We start from the raw sequence: 19,459 nt of genomic DNA, 5'->3' as shown, positions 1-19,459 counted from the left end.
ATACTATCTTTATGCTCGAAAAAAAAATATTACTCATCATTAATAACATTTATCTATGAAAAAACTTCTACTAATTTTAGTTTTATTCTTTGTTACTACCAGCGAATTTTCTGCGCAAAGAGATACAGATCATTGGTTTGCACCGATGATGTCTAGAGGTCCTGCAAATAATAGGCAAGCACTATTTTTCTCTACAGATTCTGTAACACCTTTTCCGGTATCTATTTTTAGTAATAATGTTGTTATTGGCACCGTTACTATCAGTAAAGGAAGTCCACAGTTTTTTGATGTTCCTTTAAATAATATTATTACAAGTTCTCAATCAGACCTTTTTACTGTAAAAAATTTAGGACTATACACAAAAGCAGACAAACCTTATTACGCAACATTAAGATTTTCTATAACTTCTCATGGTGAAATTCTCACCTCCAAAGGGAAAGCTGGTATAGGTAAAAAGTTTTACTCTGTACATGCACCATTAACTACTAGTGGATCTGGGCAAAATTTCACTCTTGGAATGTTGGCCACCGAAGATAATACCACAGTTACTGTTTCTGGCTACAATGCAAATGTGCAATTTAGCAATGGTACTACTGGAGCTACAAATCCTGTGACGACTTTTACGTTGATGAAGGGACAATCTTACATAATGGAAGGTAGAACCAACATTCTCGCAAATAGAGATGGCTTTATAGGTGCAAAAATAGAGGCAGATAAAAACATCTCTGTAACCAATGGAAATTTTGACGGACAATTCGCAATTACAAGTTCTTTTGATGGAGAAGATATTGTAATGGATCAATCTGTACCAACAGATAGATTGGGCGATGAATTTGTGATGGTAAAAGGTTTTGGAAATATTGATGAGGGAATGGAAGGTGCCGTGATAGTAGGTACTGAAAGTGGAACACAAATTTTTTTAAATGGTGCTGCACTACCGGTTGCTACTATTAATGAAGGACAATACTACAGAGTAACTTCTGCTCCATACATCAACCAAGGAAGTGGGCATTACAATATGCACATCCGAACTTCAAAAAATGTATATGTTTATCAACTTTTAGCTGGTGTTGCTACTAGTAATGCTACAATTGGATTTAATTACATACCTCCTTTGAACTGTTTCTTACCTAGAAAAATTGATGAAATTGGTCTTATTAATCAGCTACCTTATTACACTACATTAAACCCAACGATAAAATTAAATATTCTTACCGAAGTTGGTGCCGCTGTTACTGTGAATGGTGTTGTACCAACCGCAGCACAAGGTCCATTTCCTGTGACGGGTAGTACAAACTGGGTATCTTACTCACTACCAAGTGTAACGGGGAACATTACTGTAAATTCTACAAAAGCCGTAACTGCAGGTATTGCAGGTGGAAGTGGTGTAGTAGGATACGGAGGATATTTTGCAGGATTTTCTAGTATTCCATTAATTTCTAAACAAACAGGAGACTGTATTCCTGGTCTTGTTTTGGAAGTAGATGATAGTTATGATACCTATCAATGGAATTTAAATGGTGTGGCAATTCCAGGAGCTACAAATAATTCTTACACGCCATTAGTTGGTGGTAATTTTACTTGTACAGTTACCGTAGGATCTTGTGCACCAGCTATTACACCTGTATTTAAAGTGTTCACATGTCTTGCAACTTCTACCCAGAATTTAGTAGCTTGTGCACCATTAGCAATCTTTCCTGCATTCACAAATTCAACTCAAATACCAGTACCTTCTACCGTTACTATCGTTACACCACCAGCAAATGGTATAGCTTCTATAGATTCTGGTACAGGAGTAATCACATATACACCAAATCCTGGTTTTATAGGTAATGATTCTATGGTGTTTTCTTTCTGTGGAGATGCTGCAGAATTTATAGATTGTGAACAAGTAACGGTCAATTTTGATGTACCAACTTATCCAGATGTAATCAACGTAACGCTAACGGAATGTTTTATTGCAGCCAATCCAACTACAGCAACTTTTGATTTAACTTCGGCAGTAGTTACAACAACGGCAGGAGCTACTTTTCAATATTATCCTGGTTTAGCAGATGCGCAAAATGGAACTAATGAAATATTAAATCCTACAAACTACACCGTTCCTAGTTCTTTGGTTTATGTGAAAGTAACCAATAATGGTGGATGTTTCAAAATTGCCAAAATAACTTTGGTAGTTACTCCACAAAGATTTAGCACTACGCTACCAGATCAATACATTTGTATAGAAAATACTACTACACTAGATGCAGGCGGAGGTTTTGATTCTTATCTATGGAGTACAGGCGAAACTACAGCTACAATTAGTAATGTTTCTGTTGGTGAATATTGGGTAGATTTAGGAATAAACAATTGTATTACCAGACAAAAAGTTAAGGTATTTAAAGTGCCAGATTTATTGGTTAATAATGTAGAAATTTCTAACAACTCCGCAACGATTACTGCAATTGGTGGCAATCCTCCTTATCAGTATTCTTTAGATAATTCCACGTTTCAAAACTCTAATGTTTTTACAAATCTACCAAGAGGATCAAATATATTTTATATTAAAGATTCTTTCAATTGTCTACCAGTTATCTTAGAACTTACAATTCCAAACCTCATCAATGCGATAACGCCAAATGGAGACAACATCAATGATTTTGTAGATTATAGCGAGTTGGCCTACAAGAAAAATTTAATTGTAGATATTTATGATCGTTATGGAAATAAAATTTTCCAAGCCAATAAAGACAACGGTTACAAATGGGACGGAAAAGTAAATGATAGAAAAGTATCTACCGGAAATTATTGGTACAGCATCACTTGGAACGAACTAGATGTAAACGGTACACCAGTTGCCTATTCTGGTTGGATAATGGTGAAAAACACGAATTACTAAATTTAAAATACTTTATTAAGCACGACTTTACGGTCGTGCTTTTTTTTTGTTTATATTTAAATGTAAAAGCGCATTTTTTCCAATCATTAATAATCTTAAACCAATTTGTTTTTGAAAACTTCGATTAAAATTTAATGCTGCTTACCAAGTAAGACTAGCAATAATAGTTGATTAGAAACTCACGATATTAATAAATTTTTTAAATAGTACTATTTTCCATCCTCTTATCTTTATAATTAAATAAAGCCCGAGTAGCAATATTTCTGAAAATAACGAATCTAAAAATGAAAGAGAAAGATGTGAGATTTAAAATTTTACAAAAACCTAGAGCGCATCATATTTACAAACGCAATCATTTATTTTTTAGTTCTATTTAAATATTAATACGTACTTTTATTAATTAAAAATTCGATATTAAATATAATATGCTGAAAAAATTTATCTTTTTCCTTCTATTTATTACCTTCTACTCTACCAGCTTTGCTCAGCTAGATAGAGAGCACTATTTTGCCCCGATGATCGATAGAACTGGAAATCCAAATCCTTTTCAAAAAATATATCTTTCTACTAATAGAACAACTCCTTTTCAGGTTACTATTTTTAATAATAATATTGCTATTGGTACCGTAACCATCAGCAAAGGAAATCCACAAAAATTTGATGTGGCAAGAAATTTAATCATCACCACACAACAAGCAGATCTTTTTACACCCATCACGAAAGGTTTATACGTGAAAGCTGAATTTCCTTTTTATGCCAATTTGAGATTTTCTGTATTAAACCATGCTGAAATTGTGACATCCAAAGGTTTACCATCTACTGGAACTACTTTCTACACGGCAATGGCACCAATCACGGTTACAAATCCTATTCTTAATTTCATGACGAGTATTTTGGCTACCCAAGACAATACTTCCGTCACCGTTTCTGGTTATAGTCCAACAGTTGTATTTTCTAATGGAACGACTGGCGCTACAAATCCAACGATTACTTTCACATTAAACAAAGGACAATCTTACATCATAGATGGTAGTGGAAATATTGCGACCAACTCAGATACTTTTATCGGTGCAAAAATTGTTGCCACAAAACCAGTGAATGTAACAAACGGAAACTTTAATGGACAATATGCCGGAAATATTGCTACCGCTTCAGACATTTTGATGGATCAATCTGTTCCTGTAAATAGACTGGGAAATGAATTTGCTCTCGTAAAGGGAAACGGCGCCATCGGCATTAATATGGAAGGTGCAATAATAGTTGCTACCACCAACAATACGCAAGTATTTTTGAATAATGAAACTCTACCCGCTGCAACACTAAACGAGGGACAATATTACACAGTACCAGATTCAAAATATATTTTGCAAGGTAATGAGCATTATAATTTATTTATACGTACCAGCCAAAACGCCTATGTTTATCAACTTCTTGCAGGTATCAACAATGCAAGTTCTGTAGCTACTGGAGGTTTTAATTTTATACCATCATTAAATTGCTATTTGCCAAAGCAAATAGACGAGCTGGGTTTGATAGACGAGAACGAAGTAATCTCTAACGGAAATCCTGCAGGAATTCTGAATATCCCTACAAAACTAAATCTTATCACAGAAACTGGTGCTGTAGTATTGGTAAACGGAACTCCTCCACCAGCTGGAACTGGACCTTTCGCGATGACGGGTAGCGCAAATTGGGTAACTTATGGAATTCCAAACGTAACAGGAAATATTACCGTAAATTCTTCCAAAGCTATCACCGCTGGAATTAATGCAGGTAGTGATGCTGTAGGATACGGTGGATTTTTCGCAGGATTTCCTACTACACCAGAAATTTTAACTTCTGGTGGAAGCTGTGCTCCTGGTATTACTTTAACTGTAGATCCTATCATCTACGATTCTTACCAATGGTTTTTAAACGGAAATCCAATACCTGGTGCTACATCCAGTTCCTTCAACCCTACAACTCCAGGAAATTATGTTGCAAGTGTAACATTAGGAAGCTGCGCTCCATTGGTTTCCGTCCCTTTTAAAGTTTTGAAATGCCTCGTAAACTCTACGGCTACCTATACAATTTGTACTTCTCAAAATATTACACCAGCTTTTTCTGCACCTTCCATTGTTCAGCCAATTGTTGTTGCCTCTATTAATATTGTCACACCTCCTACTATGGGAAGTGTAAATATTAATCCAACTACTGGTTTGATAACATACACAGCAAACAATCCAGGTGTAGCTGCTACTGATACTTTTACTTACAATTTTTGTGGTTCCAATGTAGACTTCCCAGAATGTGAAACGGTAACGGTTACTATCCTCATTCAAGAAATACCAATTACGAACCCTACAATTTTTGCTTGCAATGTAAACGGAACAGGTACTTACAATTTAACTACCGCAAATGTGACTACGCAAAATCCTGTTGTAGTAAAATACTATCCTACACTTTTAGATGCTCAAACGCAAAATGCTGCTGCAGAAATAACGAATGCTACTGCATTTAATGCTCCAGCTGGAACTATCGTATTTGCACTAATAACTTCTCCAATCGGGTGTACAAAAATTGCGCAAATCACGCTGAACTTTTTTCCACTAGCTATAGTCGCAGATATTCCACAAGCTTTTTGTGATGATAATTTAGACGGAAGTATTTCGGTAGTTCTTTCTACAATTACACCTACAATATTGCCAAATTCCACTTATTTTATCGTAAAATATTATGCAAATAATGCAGATGCTGTTGCAGGAAACACAATTACATTACCAAATAATTTTACATTCACGGCAACTACCACTATTTTCATCCGAGTGGAATCTCCAGATGGTTGTGCACCAGTTATAAAATCGTTGATACTAAATTTTGGCGCAAAAATTCCATTATTAATCAATACATCTACTCAAAATATTTGTGATGACAATTTGGATGGTCAGAAATTAATTAATCTTTCCGACTATATTTTACAATATACTACAGATACCTTCGTTGCTGCTACATTTTTTGGAACTTTAGCTAATGCTCAAAATAATGTGAGCCCAATTCAAAATTCTATAAATGCAACGGGTACACAAACTTATTTCATAAGGTTTCAAAAAGCTGGAATTTGCCCAATTGTTGCAAGTATTACGATAAATATCAAAACTCCAAAAAAATCAGATATTTTAAAAGATGTAATTATTTGTGGAAGCGCAAGAATTACATTGGATGCTGGTCCCAACTTTGAAAGTTATCTATGGAGCACAGGTGCAACATCTTCTTCTATTAGCAATATTGCCGTAGGATCTTATTTTGTAGATCTTACTTTCAATGGTTGTGTTTACAGACAGAACGTGGTAGTTTCTGCAAATTCTTTACCAGAAATTACCGCAATAGATATCAATAATGGTGTTGTAACCATCACGGCAACAGGAGGAACTCCACCGTATGAATATTCTTTAGACGGCATCGTTTGGCAAAGTTCTAATATTTTTAATGATTTACAGAGAGGGCAATTTATTGCGTATGTGCGAGATAAATTGGCTTGCGAACCCGTAAAAAAACCCTTTGCCATCATTAATTTAATCAATGCTATCACCCCAAATTTTGACGGAATTAATGATGAAATTAATTACTCCGATTTAAGTTCCAAACAAGATATCGTTTTTAGAATATTTGATAGATATGGTGCAGAGATTTTCCGCGGTTCGCCTTCAAACAGATATACTTGGGATGGGAAATTTTCCAACGGTAGAGCAGTAAATACTGCTACATATTGGTATATTCTAGAATGGACAGAATTTGGTAGCAATACTAGAGTGAAATACACTAGCTGGCTTTTGGTGAAAAATAGAAATGATCAATTTTTTAAAGATTAATTGTTGTTTTTTAACTATTTATAACAAACTTTACAGCAATTGCTATTTTATTTAACCAAACTTTAACCTGATTTCCTTATCCAATATAGAGCAAAAGTATATTATTCTCAATATTTTTGCAACTACAATGAAAAAGACAATTTTCCTATTTTTATTAGTCGCGATTTGCATCAAAGTGAATGCACAACTCTTCTCTGGAGCAGTATTTCTTAGAGATGATTCTAATATTTATTTAAATCAATTATTCGTAACAAATTTGAATGCGCAAAAAACGGTGCTCAGCAACTATAATGGTGAATTTACAATTGAGGCAAAAGTTGGGGAAACAATAAGGTTTACATCCATCATCACCGAAAGAAAAGACATTAAAGTAACCAGCGAAATGCTTGCAGGACAGAAAAATCTTTTCGAGTTGAAAATTTCTTACTACGATATTGAAGAAGTTGTAATCGCAAGATTTAAACCTACAAAAAATTTGAGAGCAGACGTTGCCAAAATAAAAATAGGTGAAAAAGAAATGCGATTGCAAAAAATGATTGGACTTCCCGTACCAAAAGGAAATGGGCAATCGCCAATTGCTCCAGTAGCTTCTTTCGCAGATGGCGGATTGTCCATAAGTGTTAATAGTATTTATGATATCATTTCTGGTGATAGAAAAAGAAAGCAAAGATTGTATGCTTATGAAAAAATGAGCAAAGAGACACTTATTATTAAAAATTATTTCGGGGATGAATATTTCACAAAAATAAAAATTCCTAAAAATCTTATTCAGAATTTTTTACAATTTATTTATACATCAGAAAATTTATCGCCATACATAGAATCTGGAAATCTGGAAATTGTAAAAGTTTTTGTAGAAAAATATCTACCAATTTATCTTAAAAGAATAGAAGTGTCTAATATACAGAATATTGCAGAATAAGCTCTAGAATTTTCGGAATGACTTTTGCAAGGTGAATATTTAAATACAAATAAAGTACGTAATTTTGTAAAACTTTATAGCCAATTGTACTTTATAAATATATAATTTAAATATGAAAAAACTATTATTCTTTTGTACCATGATCCTATTTATGCTGGCTCCAGCGCAAAGTAGAGATAAAAATTATGACAAAATAATGGCGAGTAAAAACATCTACGAAATAGATGCGTTTTTACGAGATGCACACGACAATGATCCTAGAAGAAAAATCTTGAAACCAAGATTAATGGATTTAATTGGGAAATACATAAAAGATGCTTATCCAGACGATCAAAGAGTTCCAAAACTTCAAGAAAAATTGGCGCTTTTGAAAAAAAATCCTTCAACAAAAATTTCGTTTGAAGAAATGACGGAGACTATTAAGAAAAAGCAAAGAATCGTTTATGAAAATAGATTGAAAGAAATAAACAACACTTCTAGATATGTTGCAAATAAGGCTCCCAGTACAGCGGGAACAAGTAATGTAAACACTTCATCTTACTCAGATGCATTAACAAAAGCAAAATCATATTCTCCATCTTCTGGTAAAGCATCTGCAGTTGCGACACCAAATTATTCTGCTTCAAGTGCTATGATGGGAAAAGGGGAAGAAGCTGAATTCGCTTTATTAATGAATGATTCTCCAGTCGAACATAAAAATAAAACCGTACAATTATTAAATAAATTATTTGATAACGACCCTTCCAGCAAAGATTGCATTGTGATGATAGAAAACAAATCTGATTGTGATATGATTGTGCGCATTGAAGGCGTTGGTAATACCAAATATAGACTTGCAGTCCCAGCACATAACGAAAATTCCATTGTAGTGCAAAAAGGAGATTATCTCTTCACAAGTGTAGTATGTGGTGCGCAATATGCATCTCAAAAGACTGTACAAAAGGCGATAATGGTATCTCTTTCCAACCCAAAATAAAATTTTTTAGAAATTTATATTTAAACTCAATCTTGATTAGATTGAGTTTTTTTATTGTTAAGATTCAAATATGAAATTAAACATTTTAAAAGAAAAGATTTTTCTTATATTTGAAGGTCAAAAATAATATGGGTAAAAATAAACTAGCAAGATTCAACGAAAATAAAATATTGCCAAACGTAGTACAACCTACCAGAGAAGAGGCAACAGGTGATTTTGCTTTGAAAGGTAAGTGGCATTCTCAATTTTTTAAAAATGATAATCCATTAGTTTTAGAATTAGGTTGTGGAAAAGGAGAATATACTGTAAATCTTGCTGCAGCATTTCCAAATAAAAATTTTTTAGGAATTGATATTAAAGGTGCAAGATTTTGGTTCGGTGCAAAAGAAGCGATCGAGAAAAATCTTACAAACGCAGGTTTTCTTCGTACTCAAATAGAACTTATAGACAATCTTTTCGCAGGGAATGAGGTAGATGAAATTTGGATCACATTTCCTGATCCACAAATAAAATACCGACGTACAAAACATAGGATGACGAATCCGGATTTTCTTAATAGATATAGAAAAATATTAAAAAAAGATGGCATCATGCATTTAAAAACAGATTCTGAATTTTTGCATGGCTATACTTTGGGAATGTTGCAAGGTAGTGGTTGCGAAATAATTACTGCGCATCATGATATCTATGGAGCACCAGAATACATTGCAGATACACCACTTCTGAGGGAAGTACAGACTTACTACGAAGAGTTATTTTCATCCAAAGGGAAAACAATCACTTACATTAAATTTAGATTAAATTAAATAGCCAATGAAAAAAATCTCTTTTTTAGTTTTATTTTTCACGATTTCATATTCACTACAATCTTGCAAAACTGAATCGAATTCTAAATATGCTCATATTCTAGAAACTAAAGACATTTCTTTAATAGAAAATTATTTGCAAAATTCTAAAAAGAATGATCCAAAATGGGCGATTTTAAAATCTCGAGTTATTGCTTTAAGGAATGCAGAATTGGAACAGAAAACCATAAAAGCTAGACAATTCATTGCGAAGCCAACTTTTACGGATATTCCTAAAAACTTTTCGAAAAATCCCACCTCATCAGAATCTGAGGAATTTAAAAAACTGATGACAGAAAACACCTCTTCTGAACATCAAAAAAAAACAGTGAAGCTATTAAATGCAATGTTTGATCAAGATATTACTAGCAAAGAAACCATCTTGATGATTCAAAATAAATCTGATTGCAATATGATTTTGCGCATTGAAGGTAATTCTTTTTATAATTTAGCAATACCAAGCAAAGGTGAAAATACTTTGGTATTGCCAAAAGGTGATTACAAACTTTCCAGCAATGTATGCGATGTAAAGTATGTTTCCACTAAAAAGATAAACAAAAATATGATGGTCACACTAGGTAACCCTACCATTGTGGACAAGGCAGGAATCAAAAATAGTGCTTATAAATCTCAAAGATGATTTAGTTTACAATCCCTGTAAATTCTAGATCGTTGCCCGTAATATTATTGATATACCAATTTCCTGTGGAACCAGATGCTGAATAGGATACGATTCTAAATTTAACATTAGAAACTGTAGTAGTATTAATGTTTTGCAAATCATAATATAAGCTTAAATCTATGTCTGCGATGTTATTTCCTGATGGTGCAGAACTAGACAAATCTATTGCGGCACCAATATTCACATACGAAATACCATTATTTACAGAAAATTGATACTGAGATTTTGTAGGACCTGTGCCTGTTCTTCGAAGATTATTTGCATTTATTTTAGTAAAAGAAATTGTATTTCCTGGCGCAAAATTTAGGGTTATAAGTGCAAATTCATTGGCTGCTGCTGCAGTTGGCAAATCTACTTGGGTCCAATTTGTACCGCCCCATGTTGCAGCAGCACCAGTTCCTGAAGTTGCAAGACCGGATCCTCTTTCTAATATTGCAGATGTAACGATTGGATTTGATGACGATGCTGCAACGGGAGAATTTCCATAACTTGTATATCCGCCAACTTCCCAAGCACCAATGCTTACTGTACTTAATGCCAAAGCATTTCCAAGTATTTGCCATCTTGTTCCATCCCAACCAAGAAAGAGCTTTTTATCTTTATCGTACACAACCAAACCTTCCGCAGCAGTTGCAGACAAAGTAGAAATTGCAGCACTTGTAAGTCTAGGCAAGAGCAAACCTTTCGATGAAGAATTGACGTCTAAAACAGAAGAAGAATGTGGTGAACTGGTGTTAATTCCTACATTTCCTACTTGGGCAAAATCAAAACTAAAAATTGATATAAAAATTAATAAAAATATCTTTTTCATTATTAAGTAATTTTGGTTATTATTTTATAGTAGTATATACGGAAAATCTTTTGATAAAGAATTACTCCGTTGCTTTAAAAATTAAATCAAAGAAAAAACCGAATAATTTTAAAATCATTCGGTTTTTTATATTTAGATAGAAAAAATCTTATTTTTCGTCAAAGTCAGCATCTGCATCAGCAGTTACTTTCTCGTCTGTTTCTTTAGATTTTTCTTTATCCGCTTTTCTTTGAGACAAACCTTCTTTGATAGAATCTGAAACCAAAGTTAAGATCATATCTACAGATTTAGAAGCATCATCATTTCCAGGAATTACGTATTCTACTTTTCTTGGATCAGAATTTGTATCTACGATTGCAAAAACTGGAATACCCAATTTCTTTGCTTCTGTTACAGCGATGTGCTCTCTCATTATATCTACTACAAAAAGTGCAGAAGGAAGACGCACCATATCTGAAATAGAACCTAAATTCTTTTCAAGATTAGCTCTTTGTCTATCTACTTGTAGTCTTTCTTTTTTTGATAAAGTTTCAAATGTACCATCTTTTTTCATCTTATCGATGTGGTTCATTTTCTTTACAGCTTTACGAATAGTTACAAAATTCGTAAGCATTCCACCTGGCCATCTTTCAGTGATGTAAGGCATATTAAGATCTGCAGCATGTTTTGCTACAACTTCTTTCGCTTGTTTCTTAGTTGCTACGAAAAGTATTTTTTTACCAGCAGAAGTTAGTTTTTCCAAAGCGCTACAAGCTTCGTCCAATTTTACTGCGGTTTTATGTAAATCTACAATGTGAATACCATTTTTCTCCATAAAAATGTACGGAGCCATATTTGGGTTCCACTTTCTGGTCATGTGACCAAAGTGTACACCTGCCTCTAAAAGGTCTTTTACATTTGCTTTTGCCATGTCTTTTTTTTTAGTTAGTTTACTTTCCGCATTTTGGCAGTCAACTTTACTATGATTGGGAGTAAAGTTTGGATGCTAAACGTAACGGGCAAATTTTTGCTTTAGGCTTTAAGCAATAAGCTTTGGGCTTTTAAGCGGATTAAATAAAAGTGTTTTTGTAAAAAGCTTACAGCATATAGCTTTAAGCCAATTGCAATTCTTAACGTTTCGAGAATTGGAATTTCTTTCTTGCTTTTTTCTGTCCTGGTTTTTTTCTTTCCACCATTCTAGCATCTCTTGTAAGAAGACCTTCTGGCTTAAGAGCCAATCTGTATTCTGCATTCACTTCGCAAAGTGCTCTAGAAATCGCCATTCTTATAGCATCTGCTTGTCCTGTATTTCCACCACCGAAAACATTTACGGTAACGTCATACTGTCCTGCAGTTTCTGTAAGTAAGAAAGGTTGATTCACTTTGTAAACCATCACATCTGTAGAGAAATATTCTTTAGCATCTTTTTTATTTACAGTGATGTTCCCAGAACCTGGTTTCATGTAAATTCTTGCTACAGAAGTTTTTCTACGTCCTATTTTATGAATTGTAGCCATATTAATTATTTAGATTTATTAAAATTAATTTCTTTCGGCTGCTGTGCTTCGTGCTTGTGCTCTGTACCTTCATATAAATAAAGATTTTTGAACAAAGCAGATCCCAATTTGTTTTTCGGAAGCATCCCTTTTATGGATCTTTCTAAAACTTTTGGAGCATCTTTCTTTTTCAGCTCTTCTGCAGTCATAAATTTCTGGCCACCTGGATAACCAGTATGCCAAATGTAGGTTTTATCCGCCCATTTATTTCCAGATAGAGTGCATTTTCCAGCATTCAAAACAATTACGTTGTCTCCGCAATCTGCGTGAGGCGTGAAATTTGTTTTGTGCTTACCTCTCAAAATTTTGGCAACCTCGGAAGCAAATCTTCCTAATGGCTGTCCTTCAGCATCCACCACAACCCATTCTTTATTTGCGGTTTCTTTACTTGCTGATACAGTTTTGTAACTTAATGTATTCACAATTTATTGTTAAAGATTAAACATATCTTTCCCTTTACGGGTGTGCAAAGGTACATAAATATATTTGATTAGGGAAGTTTTAGGTAAAGTTTTTTACTTTCGGTATTTTTAAATTTAAAATGATTAGAAAATCAATTTGTTTTGAATTCCTATTCATTTATAACATTAATATAATACATAGGATAATCTAGTAATTACCTTCGCAAACTCTTACTCCCTTTAAAACTTGCTAGGAGATAATATGCCACAAAAACGATAGAAAATTTCATAATGGAAGGTATCGCCATTTCTAAATTGAAAATTAAAGTGCCAATACCAGCGAGAATTGCCATTGCCAAAAAAGAAAATCCCAGTTTTTTTGGTAAAGAAATTCTTGGCGTATCTAAATAAAATGCAATTCCCCATGCTGCTCCAAAAGCTGCTGCATAGTATAAATCTAAAGCCCAACCTTGGCTACCAATCAGAAAATATTGCAATAGAAAACTCACCAAAGTTCCAAATACAAAATACATTAACGCTCTTTTCATTTTAAAATTTAATATATCAACATCTATTGTCTATCCGTCTATCATCTATAAGTCTATCCTACTCTCTTCTCAATATAATTAGAATTCATAGCGCGCAAAGTCCCCATATAATTGAGAGAAAATTCTAAATAATCTCCCACCTTATAATTTTTCGGGTTGTCTTTTAAGTCTAGAATAATCATGTCCGAACTCGCTCCAAAATAGCCAATTTCGCCATCTTTCGGGAAAATATTCACACGATCTACATCCAAAATTCCAATATCTAAAATGGCACGAAATGATGTTTTCCCTACATTCGTTTGATCAAAAGTGAACGTTTCGCCTTCCAAATTCGTCCCAAAATCTCCTTCCGGAACCATTGGTTTTTCAGATAGCTCAATAATTTCTGCACTTAATGTAAAAATATCTTGTTGCAAAAGACTGCTTGGTTCATCTTTATAAACATCCGTTCCTTGATACAATGTTTCTCCCACTCGAAAATGATTAATTCCCGAAGGCAGCATATTTCTAAAAATTAAAGGAATTGTAACCGAACTTCCACCGGAAACAAATGGAATTTCTTGGTTGAATTTTGCTTCAATTAATTGTTCATATAAACACAATTGAATCAATTTGTCTGTATTTGGTAAAACTCCATAAAGACAAGAAAGATTGGCGCCAATGCCAACCACTTTTATATTTGGCAATTCAAAAACTGAATTATAAAATTCTACAAAATCTTCTCGCATTACGCCTTCTCGCAACTCTCCAAGCTCTATCATGATGATTATTTTGTGCAATTTTCCTTGTCGCACTGCTTCATGAGAAAGTGTTTTTATAGTTTCCAATTCAGTATTCATGCTGATATCTGCGAATTTCACTACACTTTCTACCAATCTTTTTGGGGTAGGTTTTATGTAAATTGTTTCTACATTTGGATCCAACATTTTTATTGTTTCCAAATTACTAATTCTAGAATCGCAAACTTGAAAAGGTTTCAAATTGAGAATTTCTTGCAGAAAAAGTTCATTTCCGCACAAGATTTTTGTAACTACAGACCAATGAATATCCTTAGATTTAAAATAATATTCTAGCCTCTCAAAATTATATTTTAAGCGTTCTCTATGTAAAGTTATAAATGCCATATCTTATTTTACAAGTCGCATTTCTAGATATTTATTTGTAAATCCTAGTTTTTCGTATAATATTTTTGCAGGATTGTCTGCCTCTACATGAAGAGCAATGTTTCCATCAGAAGTTTCAATAGCTTTTTCCATTAATTTTCTGCCGATTCCTTGTCCTCTTTTAGTAGCATCTGTTGCAATATAAACCAAAATATTTTCTGGAATATAATCCTTCATTCCAGTTTTATTAATGATTACTGCACCTACAATTTCAGAATCCAAAGTTGCCACATTGATGGAACCACCAAAAGATTCAGTTTCTTTCATCGCGTATTCCATACATTTAAGAATATCGCTTTTGGGATCTCCGTATTCCTCTAAGCTTTTGAATAAAAATTCTGCAATATTGTCTTTTTCCTTTTCGGAAGGTTTATTTTCTGGGGTAAAAGTTTGAATTTGTAACATCCAACAAAGATAAGAAATTGAATTTTACTAAAATACTGAACAAAACTTTTAGATAAAATTTTTTTCTAAACTTTATTTTAAATAAAAAGCATTATCTGTATTTCCTTTCCTCAAAATCTCAAAATTTCTTACCTTTGAAACAATTGTAAAAAATTCTATGGAAACCCAAAAATATACCCCGAAAAATAAAGTAAGAATTGTAACCGCAGCAGCATTGTTTGACGGTCATGATGCAGCAATCAACGTGATGAGAAGAGTGATACAAGCTACTGGTTGCGAAGTGATACATCTTGGGCATGATAAATCTGCCGAAGAAGTAGTGAATTGCGCCATACAAGAAGATGCGAATGCAATTGCTTTGACCTCTTATCAAGGTGGACACAACGAATATTTTAAATATATTTTTGACCTTTTAAAAGAAAGAAATTCCTCACACATCAAGATTTTTGGTGGTGGTGGTGGTGTTATTTTACCTGAAGAAATAAAGGATTTAATGGACTATGGAATTACCAGAATCTACAGTCCAGATGATGGTAGAGCAATGGGATTGCAAGGTATGATAGACGATTTGGTGCAAAAATCTGATTTCGCAACTGGAAAAGAGGTTGAAGTTTCTGATCTTGATAAAATCAATTTTGAGAATTCTAAATCCATCGCGGAAATTATATCTGCCGTAGAAAATTTTTCTGATGAAAAGCAAGATTTAGTAAAAACTATAGACGAAAAAGCAAAAGATTCTACCATTCCAATCATCGGAATTACGGGAACTGGAGGAGCAGGAAAATCTTCGTTGACGGATGAATTGGTGCGAAGATTTCTACGCTCAAATTCAAATAGCAAAGTGGCTATTATTTCTATAGATCCATCAAAAAAGAAAACTGGAGGCGCACTTCTCGGAGATCGTATTCGCATGAATTCTATTGATGATAAAAGAGTGTATATGCGTTCTATGGCGACCAGAGAAAACAATGTTTCCGTTTCGCCGTACATTCATTCCGCTTTAAATATTTTAAAATTAGCAAAACCAGACATCATTATTCTAGAAACTTCTGGAATTGGTCAATCTGGGTCAGAAATTACAGAAATTGCGGATGTTTCTATGTATGTGATGACACCAGAATTTGGCGCTGCAACGCAATTGGAAAAAATTGACATGCTGGATTTTGCAGATTTGGTTGCCTTAAATAAATCTGACAAAAACGGAGCATTAGATGCAATGAGAGCCGTGCAAAAGCAATATCAAAGAAATCATGTTGCTTTTGAAAAAACTTTGGACGAAATGCCAATTTTTTCTACAAAAGCAAGCCAGTTCAATGATGCCGGAACTACTTCACTTTACAATTCGTTAATACAATTAACAAATGAACGTTTTCCAGCATTAAATTTAAGCGAATATGTGGAACAAAACGTATTGGAAGATACGACCATTATTCCACCAAGAAGGGTTCGTTATCTATCAGAAATTGTAGAAAATAATAGAAACTACGATGCAGATGTTCGCAAACAAGCCTTGATCGCAAAAAATATGTACCTTTTGGATGGTGCAAAAGTTTTGATTACGGACGATGAACATACTACTGAAAAATTAGAAAAAGCTTTCATTAAAACTAAAAAAGAACTTTCTGAAGAGAACACTTTTTTCCTAAACGGTTGGAGAAAATTTAAAGAAGAAATGAAAGGAGATTCTTACTCTTATTTTGTTCGTGGAAAGGAAATAAAAGTAGAAACCTCATCCAAAAGTTTGTCTGGATTAGACATTCCAAAAATTTCTTTACCAAAATTTCAAGATTGGGGAGATCTCATTCAATGGAAAGGGCAAGAAAATGTACCAGGACAATTCCCGTTTACTGCAGGACTTTTCCCTTTCAAAAGAACAGGCGAAGATCCTACGAGAATGTTTGCCGGAGAAGGTGGACCAGAACGTACGAACCGTAGATTCCATTACGTTTCTGCAGATATGGATGCCAAAAGACTTTCTACAGCCTTTGATTCTGTAACTTTATACGGACAAGATCCAGCTTTTCCACCAGATATTTTTGGTAAAATTGGAAATGCGGGAGTTTCTATCGCTACTTTGGATGATGCCAAAAAATTGTATTCTGGTTTTGATTTAGTGAATGCAATGTGTTCGGTTTCTATGACGATCAATGGACCTGCACCAATGTTGCTGGCGTTTTTTATGAATGCAGCCATCGATCAAAATTGTGAAAAATACATCGCTGATAATGGTCTAGAAAATTTAGTAGAAAAAGCATTAAAAGAAAAATTCGACGATAAAAATTTAGCCAGACCAACCTACAGCGGAGATTTGCCAAAAGGAAATAATGGTCTTGGTTTGCAACTTTTAGGTTTAACGGGCGATGAAATTTTAGATAAAGAAATTTATGCAGACATCAAAGCAAAAACAATTGCAACTGTTCGTGGAACGGTTCAAGCAGATATTTTGAAAGAAGATCAGGCACAAAACACCTGTATTTTTTCTACAGAATTTGCTTTGAGATTGATGGGCGATGTTCAGGAATACTTTATTAAAGAGAAAGTTCGGAATTTCTATTCGGTTTCTATTTCTGGGTATCACATTGCAGAAGCGGGTGCAAATCCGATTTCTCAATTGGCATTTACCCTTTCCAACGGTTTCACTTATGTGGAATATTATTTGGCGAGAGGAATGGACATCAACGATTTTGCACCAAATTTATCCTTCTTCTTTTCTAATGGAATTGATCCAGAATACGCTGTAATTGGTAGAGTTGCGCGTAGAATTTGGGCAAAAGCTATGAAATTGAAATACAACGCCAACGAAAGAAGTCAGATGTTGAAATACCACATTCAAACTTCGGGAAGATCTTTGCATGCGCAGGAAATTGATTTTAATGATATCAGAACTACGTTACAAGCATTATATGCAATCTATGACAACTGTAACTCGCTGCATACGAACGCTTACGATGAAGCAATCACCACACCTACAGAAAATTCTGTGCGACGAGCAATGGCAATTCAATTGATTATTAACAAAGAATTAGGCTTAACGAAAAATGAAAATCCATTGCAAGGTTCATTTATAATAGAAGAATTAACAGACTTGGTAGAAGAAGCAGTTTATGCAGAATTTGACAAAATCACGGAACGTGGCGGAGTTTTAGGAGCGATGGAAACCATGTATCAACGTTCTAAAATTCAGGAAGAAAGCATGCATTACGAATGGCTGAAACACACAGGTGAATTTCCAATTGTTGGAGTAAATACTTTCCTTGGAAAAGATGGTTCGCCAACAGTTTTGCCAGGAGAAGTAATTCGTTCTACGGAAGAAGAAAAGCAATCTCAAATAAAAAATCTAAAAGTGTATCAAGAAGCAAACGAGTCGAAAATAGATGAATCTTTAAGAATTTTGCAACATGCAGCCATCAACCAAGAAAATCTTTTTGAGGTAATGATGGAAGCTGTGAAATATTGTTCTCTTGGGCAAATTACCAATGCGCTTTTTGAAGTTGGTGGGATGTATAGGAGGAATATGTAGCCGATATTAAAAAAAGATTCCAATTATAAATTTGGAATCTTTAATTATTTAGTGTTCAGTAATAATGGAGATAATTTATCTAACCCATATATCATTCTTTTCAATCGGGTTATTATGCGTTTTCATCCAATCCCTTAATTCTTTATTTAATAATTTATATGAATCTTCAGAACTATATTTTACACCGTTAACTATAGAACTTCCAGAAAATCCGTACGACAAATCTTCTAATCTTGATTTTCCACTTGGATCTTTAATATATTTTTTTTTTAAATTACGCAGGAAATTTTCATTTTTTACTTTAATCACATTCTTGGAATCGGTTAAAGGGTATAGTTCTTTACTTATAGATATCGCCTCAAATTTATATTCATTGTCAGCACTTTCCACATTTAAAATAAAACCAGGTAAACCGTGAAATTTATACGGTCCTTCCGGAATTGGAATATCCAATGTATACCACGCAGTCCACAATCTACCAGCAAAATTTACTGTTGCTGCTTTGCAATAGTGTCCGAGTATATTTTTAGAAATATCCAATAATTTCCAATTATGCACTAATCTTTGATCATAAACATAGTTTTCTGTATTAAATCTTTCAGTATGCTCTATATCACTTCCACCAATATTTTTTTTTATATTAAAAAAAAATGATTGTTCAGGAGCAATATTTAGTAGTTGCTCTCTTTGAATCTGTGAAGAATTATTTATTAAAACATATATTGAATCTGATTTAATAGCATTGTAATTAAAAAACGTTGTAGTTTTCTTTACTATGTCAACATTAAGAACCATTATTTCAGACTTTTTTATACTATCATTTTTTTCTTGTGGCTGGTATTTAAGTTCAAAAAATACTTTAAAATTTTGCGCATTCACTAAAGCACTAAAAAATATTACAAATATTAGATAAGTTCTCATT

General features: G+C 33.6%; 15 protein-coding genes. 7 read left to right on the top strand and 8 right to left on the bottom strand.

Annotated features, from left to right (window positions below; all coding sequences use genetic code 11):
• Positions 1 to 55: 55 nt before the first annotated feature.
• From HNQ03_RS13285 to HNQ03_RS13260, 6 genes are all read left to right on the top strand, one after another.
• Positions 56 to 2,881, top strand: a complete 2,826-nt coding sequence (locus HNQ03_RS13285) for a T9SS type B sorting domain-containing protein (RefSeq protein WP_173780179.1) — start codon at positions 56 to 58, stop codon at positions 2,879 to 2,881.
• Between the two features lie 425 nt (positions 2,882 to 3,306).
• Positions 3,307 to 6,729: a T9SS type B sorting domain-containing protein gene (locus tag HNQ03_RS13280; protein WP_226927519.1), complete on the top strand. Its 3,423-nt coding sequence runs from the start codon at positions 3,307 to 3,309 to the stop codon at positions 6,727 to 6,729.
• A 127-nt stretch (positions 6,730 to 6,856) separates the two neighbouring features.
• Positions 6,857 to 7,651, top strand: coding sequence for a hypothetical protein (locus HNQ03_RS13275; protein ID WP_173780178.1), 795 nt, complete (start codon positions 6,857 to 6,859; stop codon positions 7,649 to 7,651).
• Between the two features lie 112 nt (positions 7,652 to 7,763).
• Positions 7,764 to 8,627, top strand: a complete 864-nt coding sequence (locus tag HNQ03_RS13270) for a DUF6759 domain-containing protein (protein ID WP_173780177.1) — start codon at positions 7,764 to 7,766, stop codon at positions 8,625 to 8,627.
• A 128-nt stretch (positions 8,628 to 8,755) separates the two neighbouring features.
• Positions 8,756 to 9,433, top strand: coding sequence for a tRNA (guanosine(46)-N7)-methyltransferase TrmB (gene trmB / locus HNQ03_RS13265; protein WP_173780176.1), 678 nt, complete (start codon positions 8,756 to 8,758; stop codon positions 9,431 to 9,433).
• Between the two features lie 7 nt (positions 9,434 to 9,440).
• A complete protein-coding gene (locus HNQ03_RS13260; protein ID WP_173780175.1) occupies positions 9,441 to 10,112 on the top strand; it encodes a DUF6759 domain-containing protein in 672 nt (223 codons plus the stop codon).
• Position 10,113: 1 nt separating this feature from the next.
• On the opposite strand, the gene HNQ03_RS13255 is transcribed toward HNQ03_RS13260, so the two are convergent.
• The 7 genes from HNQ03_RS13255 to HNQ03_RS13225 form a co-directional block, all read right to left on the bottom strand.
• Complete coding sequence (locus HNQ03_RS13255; RefSeq protein WP_173780174.1) at positions 10,114 to 10,965, bottom strand: hypothetical protein; 852 nt, start codon at positions 10,963 to 10,965, stop codon at positions 10,114 to 10,116.
• A gap of 148 nt (positions 10,966 to 11,113) precedes the next feature.
• A complete protein-coding gene (gene rpsB / locus HNQ03_RS13250) occupies positions 11,114 to 11,875 on the bottom strand; it encodes a 30S ribosomal protein S2 (RefSeq protein ID WP_173780173.1) in 762 nt (253 codons plus the stop codon).
• A 199-nt stretch (positions 11,876 to 12,074) separates the two neighbouring features.
• Positions 12,075 to 12,461: a 30S ribosomal protein S9 gene (rpsI, locus tag HNQ03_RS13245; RefSeq protein WP_173780172.1), complete on the bottom strand. Its 387-nt coding sequence runs from the start codon at positions 12,459 to 12,461 to the stop codon at positions 12,075 to 12,077.
• A 5-nt stretch (positions 12,462 to 12,466) separates the two neighbouring features.
• The gene (gene rplM / locus HNQ03_RS13240; RefSeq protein ID WP_173780171.1) at positions 12,467 to 12,922 is read right to left on the bottom strand and encodes a 50S ribosomal protein L13; all 456 of its coding nucleotides are present in this window, start codon (positions 12,920 to 12,922) and stop codon (positions 12,467 to 12,469) included.
• 194 nt (positions 12,923 to 13,116) lie between these two features.
• Positions 13,117 to 13,449, bottom strand: a complete 333-nt coding sequence (locus HNQ03_RS13235) for a hypothetical protein (RefSeq protein ID WP_173780170.1) — start codon at positions 13,447 to 13,449, stop codon at positions 13,117 to 13,119.
• A gap of 53 nt (positions 13,450 to 13,502) precedes the next feature.
• Complete coding sequence (locus tag HNQ03_RS13230) at positions 13,503 to 14,573, bottom strand: alanine racemase (protein ID WP_173780169.1); 1,071 nt, start codon at positions 14,571 to 14,573, stop codon at positions 13,503 to 13,505.
• A gap of 3 nt (positions 14,574 to 14,576) precedes the next feature.
• Entirely contained in the window at positions 14,577 to 15,017 is a 441-nt protein-coding gene (locus HNQ03_RS13225; RefSeq protein WP_173780168.1) for a GNAT family N-acetyltransferase, read from the bottom strand.
• A gap of 157 nt (positions 15,018 to 15,174) precedes the next feature.
• Between HNQ03_RS13225 and HNQ03_RS13220 the strand changes: the two genes are divergently transcribed.
• Positions 15,175 to 18,537 carry a methylmalonyl-CoA mutase family protein gene (locus HNQ03_RS13220; RefSeq protein WP_173780167.1) on the top strand — a complete coding sequence of 1,121 codons (3,363 nt, stop codon included), beginning with the start codon at positions 15,175 to 15,177 and terminating at the stop codon, positions 18,535 to 18,537.
• Between the two features lie 75 nt (positions 18,538 to 18,612).
• Here the strand turns inward: HNQ03_RS13220 and HNQ03_RS13215 are convergent, their stop codons facing one another.
• Positions 18,613 to 19,458, bottom strand: a complete 846-nt coding sequence (locus HNQ03_RS13215) for a GLPGLI family protein (RefSeq protein ID WP_173780166.1) — start codon at positions 19,456 to 19,458, stop codon at positions 18,613 to 18,615.
• Between the last annotated feature and the right edge of the window lies 1 nt (position 19,459).

Origin of the sequence: Frigoriflavimonas asaccharolytica (assembly GCF_013294015.1) — a bacterium.
GTDB lineage: Bacteria > Bacteroidota > Bacteroidia > Flavobacteriales > Weeksellaceae > Frigoriflavimonas > Frigoriflavimonas asaccharolytica.
The sequence above is the reverse complement of the archived record's forward strand: the minus strand, read 5'-3'. Positions and strand labels throughout refer to the sequence as shown.